The following is a 7,990-nucleotide window of genomic DNA, read 5'->3' as shown; positions in this document are numbered from 1 at the left end:
GAGCTCGGCCACGTCACCCCCGCCGAACACGAAGCCGCCCACTACGCGGCCCAACCCCCGGCGTCACTCCAGAAAACCAGCTAACTCACTCTCCATAAAACCCGGGGCTTGACAAATCCGCTCGGCGCCGCGACCCGCGTCACCCGGGACGCATTCGGCCGTACGATCACGATCACCGACCCGATCGGGGCCGTCACCATCCTCGAATGGACGGTCGAGGGGAAAATATCCCGCCGCGTCGACGCGGACGGTTCCACACAGGCCTGGACGTACGACGGCGAGGGCAACTGCCTCACCCACACCGACGCCATGGGCGCGGTCTCCCACTTCGAGTACACCCACTTCGATCTCCTGGCCGCACGCACCGGACCCGACGGTGTGCGCTATGAGTTCACGCACGACGACGAGCTCCGGCTCACTCGTGTCACCGGCCCGCAGGGGCTGGAGTGGAACTATCAGTACGATGCGGCCGGCAACATCGTGTCCGAGACCGATTTCGACGGACGCACCCTGGCATACCGCGTGGATTCGGCGGGTCAGCTCACCACACGCATTGACGCTATGGGCGGCGCCATCTCATTCCTCCGTGACCAACTGGGCCAGGTCGTCCAAAAGGACGTCGACGGCCGGATGACGGCCTACTCCTACGACGAGGCCGGACGCCTCCTCGACGCGGTCGGACCGGACGGTGAACTCCGGTATCAGTACGACCGACGCGGACAGGTCAAAACGGAATTGGTCGACGGCCGTCCTCTCATCTTTGCCTACGACGATCTGGGCCGCCGCACACGGCGCATCACGCCGACGGGCCACGTCACTTCGTACGCCTATGGTGCCGACGGCCAACCTCAGCGGCTGACAAGCGGTGTGCTATTCATCGACTTCACCCACGACGCCGCCGGCCGCGAGCTCGTGAGGGCCATAGGCGACGCCATCACGGTGACATCCGCTTGGGATCAGATCGGCCAGCTCACCGCGCAGCAGGTCAGGACCGGTGCCCACGTCATAAACAGCCGGTCCTATTCCTACCGTGCCGACGGCCACCTGATCTCCATCGTGGACAAGCTGTCAGGCACCCGTACCTTCGACCTGGACCGGGCAGGCCGCGTCACCGGCGTCCACGCTCATGGCTGGACAGAGCGGTACGCCTATGACGACGTCGGCAACCAGACTTCGGCCTGCTGGCCCGCGAACCACCCCGGCAGCGAGGCCCTCGGAGTGCGTGCCTACACAGGTACCACTATCAATCGCGCTGGAGACGTCCGTTTCGAGCACGATGCCCTCGGCCGTGTCACTCTGCGGCAGAGGACCCGCCTTTCCCGGAAGCCCGATACCTGGCGCTATGCATGGGACACGGAGAACCGACTCGTGTCGGTCACCACTCCCGACGGGACACAGTGGCGGTACCGCTACGACCCTCTGGGCCGTCGTAGTGCCAAGCAGCGTCTGGCAACCGACGGCGAGACCATACTGGAGGAGGTCCGTTTCACCTGGGACGGCCTCACCTTGTGTGAGCAGATCAGCCACCGGCCGGACGAGAGTACGGTCGCTCTCACCTGGGACCACCGCGGCGTCGCTCCTCTCGCCCAGACCGAGCGTCTCTTCACGGACGACGACCGCCAGAAAGAGATCGACCGGCGCTTCTTTGCCATCGCCACCGATCTCATCGGGACCCCCACCGAACTGATCGATGAGTCCGGCAGCATCGCATGGCGCAGCCGGAGCACACTCTGGGGCACTACTGCCTGGGCGCGCGACAGCAGTACCTACACCCCCCTTCGTTTCCCCGGCCAGTACTACGACCCAGAGACCGGTTTTCACTACAACTGCTTCCGCCACTACGACCCGGAGACCGGGCGCTACGCTTCCCCGGACCCCCTGGGTCTAGCACCAGCGCCGAACCCAGTCGCGTACGTGGATAATCCGTCCACGCGGTGCGATCCGCTGGGCCTCATGCCCAAGTACACGAAAGAGGAGAGGGCCGAGCAGAGGGCACGCAAGGCTGCGGAGACGGTCATAGCAAGGGCTCAGGAAGATAAATTTCGAAAGCATCCCGGGTATCACGCAGACACGCGTCATGGATTCAGCGACGAGAGAGTCTTGGAGATCTTGAAAAAGCCGGACGCTGTGTACCACTCGACTGGCGGGGCCGGAAATCTGATCTTCCGTCAAGGCGACGACATCGTCGTGGCGAAGGGAGGCTCTGAAGCAGGCCAGACCGTCACGGCATATGGGCCATCGGGAGTAAAGGGTGAGTCCGGGGCCGCGGCACTCGGCGGCAACGCCACAGACCCGGGTCGCCCCGTGACCCACGAGGACATCGTGCAAGGCAGGATCCCGGGCAGGGACGGGTACATGCCCCCGGCGGTAAAAATCAAACCGGAGAAATAATCATGAAACTGACCTTTGATGACAACTGGTGCGCAATGGTGACAGACAATCCTCTGAACACTGCCCCCGGTTTCACAGGAAACTCAGTGCACGTCGCGCCCTACACAAATGCTGTGGAGCGAGAAAGATTTCTCGTGGACACGTTCGGCAGCCAGGAATTGTTGTGGGACATTCCTGACGTCCTACGCTTCAATCCCGCCGGTCGGCAGCTGGCAGGGCTTGAGTTTCAGCTGCCGGAAGAGTCAGCTTCCGCTGAGGACGCTGCCCGCCTTCCCGTCGCGCCCACTGCCCGCCCGGGCGGGCTTCGCGCGGACGAAGCCAGGGACTTCCGACACGGGAGCACCACGGTGTTGTGCCGCACCCCCGGGGACACCGTGCTCACCTGTCTGCGCGATCTCGACGTCCTGGCCGACCCAATTGAGGCCCGGGTCGAAATCGCCCCTGATCTGGCCCTTGTCATTCAGCACAGCAACGTCGTCGGGTGGAGCCTCACCAATCCCGTCCAGTACCTGACCACCGCGTTCGCCAAGCCTGACCCCAACCCGCCCGCCCTCGCCACTCACCAGCTGCTCACCGAGTGCCTTGATCTGATTACCCAACCGGTGATCTTCGAGGTGGAAGATCACGAGCCAGCCGCGGTAGCCCGGCTCCGAGCAGTTGCCGATGCCCTGCGGAACCAGCGCTATGACCGACATCGGGCAGATGCCTTGCTTTCTCTTGTCGCCAACATGGTCGAGGACTACGTCGATTGATGGCGGCCCTCAAACGACTGAGGACGTGCTGTGGGCCTCCATGGAGCCGCGTCGGGTCAGGCCCACCGGAGCGGCGGATGCCTCGAGACACGGGGTGTTCCTCTGTTCGAGTGCCAGCGGTGCTCTCCGCTGGAGGACGCCACAGGGCGCGTTGTAACGCATTGCTGCGTGGAGCAGCGCGAAGGAGCTGAGCGAAGAATCGAAGGGTCGGGGTTGTTATGACTTGCCCGGCAGAATGGCGTCGATCGAGGTGTCCCAGGCGCGGTCGAACCACCGTGCGGCGTCGCCGCGCCGACCAGGGAACGCCTGAGCCAGCAGGGCGCCGACAGCGAACGTGAGCGTGAGCGCCAGGTGTGCGAGAAACCAGCCCACGACTGCGGCCGCAACTCCAGCCATGGCGATGGAAGTTGCGGGGGTGGGCGGACGATGGCCGGGTGTGCGACGGCCAGGAGGCCGAGGGCGTACTCGGCGAGCTTCAACTTGCGAGCCAGTCCGGCATCAGGTGCTCCCCCTTCGTGGTTCCGGGGGGGCGCTCTCCGCCCTTCGAAGAAGACTCCACAGGGTTACCAGCAAGTAGCCGACAACAACTGCAGGAGAAGCTGTTTGCTTGGCTCGAGCCGAAAACACTGCTCTCCACCATGGTGCCGTGCTGGGCGATGACCTCGGCCTTGACGAGGGTGAGTCCGGCGGCAGCCAGCTCGAGAAGGCGTGGCTGTCCATTCCCGTGTTCGCCCGCCCGGCGGGCGACGGGTTCACCCACGCCCAGCGGATGGAGATCCTGGACGCGGCCTACGCCCCTGACCACGCCCGACACCGCGACCGTGACGAGCTGGCTCGTCGTCGTCGCCCAGCGGCCCATGGACACCCCATGAGCATGGCCGCCCCCTCCCCCGTCACCTCCGAGGACACATGCGACCACACCAGCGTCGGGGTGCTGATTCCCGGCCCGGAGGGGCTGCTGATGTTCGAGCGGGCGACGCCGCCGACCGGTCTCGCGCCGGTCGCCGGCCACATCGACCAGCACGGCAGCCCCGAGCAGGCCGCCCGCAGCGAAGTGGCCGAAGAGGTTGGCCTCACCGTCACCCGCCTGCACCCGCTGCTGACCCAGTGGCGCCCCAACCGCTGCCGGAGAACGCCTACCGGCCCTGTCGGGCATCAGTGGTGGATCTTGCAGGCCGAGGTCCGCGGAACCCTGCGCCCGTCGGCCAGGGAGGTCCACGCCCCAGATGGGCCCGTCCCGAGCAGCTCCAGCACACCGCGCTGCGCACCGTCGACTACGCCGAAGGCCGCCTGACGAGGACGGAGTTCGAACGCCGTCCCGGGCTGTCACCGGTGTGGTGCCACTTCCTGCACGCCCTCCAGCTGATCACCCTGCCGCCGTCCGCCCTCGACCGGATCGACACCGTCCTGTGAACAGCCGCCGCACCACTCGGTCAGCGGGTGCGAGCCGCCGAAGCGGTGGCCAGGCGCCGGGCGTGCGTACGGATGCGGTCGCGGTCGTCGGGGAACACGCTCTGCCACTCCTCGTCCAGGCGGAACCACGCTGCCGGCTGCCCCGGCTCCGCCGCAAGCGGTACTTCGCGGTCGACGATCGCGGCGTAGGACAGGCCCAGCGTCGGGGACCAGTCTGACCGATAGGACCGCACCGCCACGGCAGCGGGCTCGGCCAGAAGCTCGGCCTGCAGCCCCGTCTCCTCCCGCAACTCGCGGGCGGCTGCCGCACGCGGCGTCTCACCCGGCTCCGCCTTGCCGCCGGGCGGCACCCATCCGCGCACGCGGTGTCTGACCAGCAGCACGTACTCGAATGCGGGATCGGTCACCCACACCTCGGCCGCCAACGGCTCCATCCGGCGCCGGCGTGCCTCCTTCAGCCAGGCCCGCGCCCCGTCGAACTCCAGCGCGGCAAGGCCGGCATCCGCAACAGCCTCGTCCACGACCACTTGATCAGCATCACCAAGACTCACCCGCACCACCCTAGGCCGACACCCCACTTGTACGGCGCAGGACCGCCCCACCGAACGGCCAGCGTGTCCGGCCAGAGCCCGGTGCCGCAACAGCGGCGGGACGGCAGGCGTGGTTGTCACCGCGCCAGGTCCTGACTGAACCCGTCGGGTGTGTCCGCTTGGGGAACCCCCAACGAACAAATGTGATCTTGCTCGGCAGGAGAGATCGACCTGCACTGGCGGCGTCTCATTTAGGGTGTCCGGTGATCTGTGCGCTGAGCGGGGGCTTACCGTACGCTCCGGGCATGAGTGAACGCGTCGGCTACGCGAGATGCAGTCTGGACCTGGCCGAGCTCTTCTCCGTCAGCCGCGCCACCGTCTATCGCGTCCTTGAGCGCCACCAGAAAGCGTCCGCACCGTCGACCTCCGGTGGGCAGTGACGTGTTGCCCAACGTCTACCGGGTCACCAAGTACAACCTCTCCGACCGCGACCAGCACGGCCACTACGCCGGCACCGAGCACGCGACCAGCGACCACGGACCAGTCGAAGCCGCCTACCTGCACGCCGTCGCCGCCTTCGCCGAGGACACCGGCGTCGACCAGCTGGTCATCCGTGAGCCGCAGCTCGGGGGCTTCGCGCACTTCGGCCTGGAACGACCGATCGACGGCTATGGCCTGGCCGACCTGTTCCCGGCCGGCCCCGCCGGGTTCCACGACGGAGCACTGGTGCCGATCGCCGTCGGCCTGGAGCTCGTCCGGTCCATGCCCGCGACAACGGCGCCTGGTGCCGATTGGAGGCGGACGGCGCGTTCGCTGTGCACGTCGGCTGGGACCAGTACCTCTACATCGGCAGCAACCTGCCCTGCGAAGCCGCACTGGCTCGCACCCGCGCGCTCGGCCTGTTCCCGGAACGCCTGGACGCCTCGCCGTACGACTTCGCCCCCGACGACCCCGGGTACGTGCAGCGGCCGGCCGACTCCGACTTCTGGGCCCGCCTGCACTGGACCGTCAGCGCCCACCGCGCGGTGTTCCTGGAGGAGGTCTTCGCCGTCAACGCCTCCCGGTGGCACCGCCTGACCCGCGACAACATCGAGACCGTGCGCTTCCATCTGGCCCCACGCGCACAGTTGGCAATCTGGCCGGACCTGCTCACCGATGTCGACACTGCCGTGGCCGCTCTGCCCGAGGAAGGCCTCGTGGAGATTGTCTGGGAGGACGAGGACGGTCAGATCACGAGCACGGTCGCGGACGAGACCCAGTTCGAGGCATTGATCTCCCAACTCGCCAGCGCGCGTGCTGCCGGCGTCGTATCCATGTATGCCGGTGAAGATCTCCCACTATTCACCGCGGTGCTGCCCGACGGTGACGGTGTTCTCCGTGCGCGCTGGCAGACCGAGCCGACGTCCAGCGACCGGGACTGGGCGTTCCTGAAGACCCTGCGGCGCGGCCAGGTCGTCACCGGAACAGTGACGACCATCGCCAGCTTCGGCGTCACCTTCGTGGACATCGGCGGCTTCACCGCGATGATCAACATCCCTGAACTGTCCTGGCGGCCAGTCGACCACCCGTCCGACGTCGTCTGCGTCGGCCAGCAGGTCACAGCAGAGGTGCTCGACGTCGACATGGTCCGGGAACGGGTACCGCTGTCGCTCCGAGGAGTGCAGGAAGACCCGTGGCCGCAGGTAGCGCAGCGGATCGGCCAGGTGGTCATCGGGCCAGTCACCAAGATCGTGCCATTCGGCGTCTTCGTCCGCATCGAAGACCGAGAGGACGGCTTCCAGGGGCTCGTACACACCAGCGAGCTGGGCGAATCCTCCGCAGACGTCATCGAGGTCGGCGACGCCCTCACCGTGAAGATCATGGAGGTCGACATCGCGCATCGTCGCATTTCCTTGTCGCACACCCAGGACCACACAACCCTCCCTGAGGGCGGCAGTGAGGGTGGATCGGCTTGAGGAGCCAGGAGGCCGAGCTCGATCGGGATATAGCCGTGCTCTTGGCGGGCATGGCGTTCAGCGAGATACGGCATCTGGCCGGGAGGCCCCAGCGCGGGGCGCAGGACACCTCCCATGACGAGGTTCTGGACCGCATCAGATTCCTGGCCAACTTGTGCCACAACCTTCCGGGTGTCGCACGGCCACGCCCCAGGAGACCTTCCCACCGGGGCCAGCCCATCGGGAGCTTCGATCAGGCGATGACCGAACGGCCGATGAGCTGGGTATGGAACACCGCCGGCCCGGACGCCCGTGCGTGGATGCTGCGTCACATCGAACAGGCAGGCCGAAGCTGGACACCACCCCCGCCGCTGCCGCAATCCCGCAGGGCCCCGTCGCCGATGACGCCGCGGCAACGGGTATGCCTTCTGCTCAGACGCTGGCCCGTCAAGGCCCCCGCCGGGCGACAGCCGCTCCCCTCAGAAGCAAACGTTCTCAAGGCCCTCGATACCGAAGCGGTCTGCGCCTTGAACGACGACGCCCGACGGCGTCGGCTCGGCCTGAGTGGTGGCGGAGGGTGGCTCCGGGCGCATCTCGCCTCCGACGGCGTCCACTATCTGCTCCCGGATCCGGCGAACTACTACTGGCCCGGTACACCGAACGGCCGCGGCGGCGAGATCGACTGGTGGCAGTGCACCATGCTGTTGCAGATGGGCAACGGAGAGCAGGTCCGAGGCATGGTCGCCGTACTCCCAGAGACCTTCACAGCGTTGCCCTCGACCTTGCCCCGGAAGAACCAGCTGCGGCTCGTCCACCGCGTCCGCTCCATCGAGCGAGACACCTCCCAATGGGGCCGAGACCACGAGGCCGAATGCGCCCCGCAGGTTTGCGGATACGTCCCCGAAGCAACCGGTAACACCCCGACGACTACATGACCGCAGCAACGGCGGCATCGTTACCGAGAGCTACT

7 protein-coding genes and 1 pseudogene are annotated in these 7,990 nt (G+C 66.8%); 6 read left to right on the top strand and 2 right to left on the bottom strand.

Features of this window, described 5'->3' with window-relative positions; translation table 11 throughout:
* Positions 1 to 108: 108 nt before the first annotated feature.
* Together ACFXOA_RS19765 and ACFXOA_RS19760 are read left to right on the top strand one after the other, a co-directional pair.
* A pseudogene (locus tag ACFXOA_RS19765) lies at positions 109 to 2,391 on the top strand (RHS repeat-associated core domain-containing protein); the annotation flags it as partial.
* Positions 2,392 to 2,393: 2 nt separating this feature from the next.
* Positions 2,394 to 3,143, top strand: coding sequence for a hypothetical protein (locus ACFXOA_RS19760; protein WP_385029749.1), 750 nt, complete (start codon positions 2,394 to 2,396; stop codon positions 3,141 to 3,143).
* 216 nt (positions 3,144 to 3,359) lie between these two features.
* On the opposite strand, the gene ACFXOA_RS19755 is transcribed toward ACFXOA_RS19760, so the two are convergent.
* Positions 3,360 to 3,539 carry a hypothetical protein gene (locus ACFXOA_RS19755; protein ID WP_385029746.1) on the bottom strand — a complete coding sequence of 60 codons (180 nt, stop codon included), beginning with the start codon at positions 3,537 to 3,539 and terminating at the stop codon, positions 3,360 to 3,362.
* Positions 3,540 to 3,789: 250 nt separating this feature from the next.
* Between ACFXOA_RS19755 and ACFXOA_RS19750 the strand changes: the two genes are divergently transcribed.
* A complete protein-coding gene (locus ACFXOA_RS19750; RefSeq protein ID WP_385029743.1) occupies positions 3,790 to 4,437 on the top strand; it encodes an NUDIX hydrolase in 648 nt (215 codons plus the stop codon).
* 139 nt (positions 4,438 to 4,576) lie between these two features.
* Here the strand turns inward: ACFXOA_RS19750 and ACFXOA_RS19745 are convergent, their stop codons facing one another.
* Positions 4,577 to 5,077, bottom strand: a complete 501-nt coding sequence (locus tag ACFXOA_RS19745; RefSeq protein ID WP_385029740.1) for an NUDIX domain-containing protein — start codon at positions 5,075 to 5,077, stop codon at positions 4,577 to 4,579.
* A 314-nt stretch (positions 5,078 to 5,391) separates the two neighbouring features.
* On the opposite strand from ACFXOA_RS19745, the gene ACFXOA_RS19740 reads away from it, so the two are divergent.
* The 3 genes from ACFXOA_RS19740 to ACFXOA_RS19730 all read left to right on the top strand — a co-directional run bounded on the left by ACFXOA_RS19740 (position 5,392) and on the right by ACFXOA_RS19730 (position 7,955).
* Positions 5,392 to 5,526, top strand: a complete 135-nt coding sequence (locus ACFXOA_RS19740; RefSeq protein ID WP_385029737.1) for a hypothetical protein — start codon at positions 5,392 to 5,394, stop codon at positions 5,524 to 5,526.
* A gap of 375 nt (positions 5,527 to 5,901) precedes the next feature.
* On the top strand, positions 5,902 to 7,041 hold the full coding sequence (locus tag ACFXOA_RS19735) for a S1 RNA-binding domain-containing protein (protein WP_385029734.1): 1,140 nt from the start codon (positions 5,902 to 5,904) through the stop codon (positions 7,039 to 7,041).
* Between the two features lie 506 nt (positions 7,042 to 7,547).
* Positions 7,548 to 7,955, top strand: coding sequence for a hypothetical protein (locus tag ACFXOA_RS19730; protein WP_385029731.1), 408 nt, complete (start codon positions 7,548 to 7,550; stop codon positions 7,953 to 7,955).
* The last annotated feature ends 35 nt before the right edge of the window (positions 7,956 to 7,990 follow it).

It is taken from the genome of Streptomyces sp. NPDC059166 (assembly GCF_042755185.1).
Lineage (GTDB): Bacteria > Actinomycetota > Actinomycetes > Streptomycetales > Streptomycetaceae > Streptomyces.
Note: the sequence above shows the minus strand (reverse complement) of the source record. Positions and strands in the feature narration are given on the sequence as shown.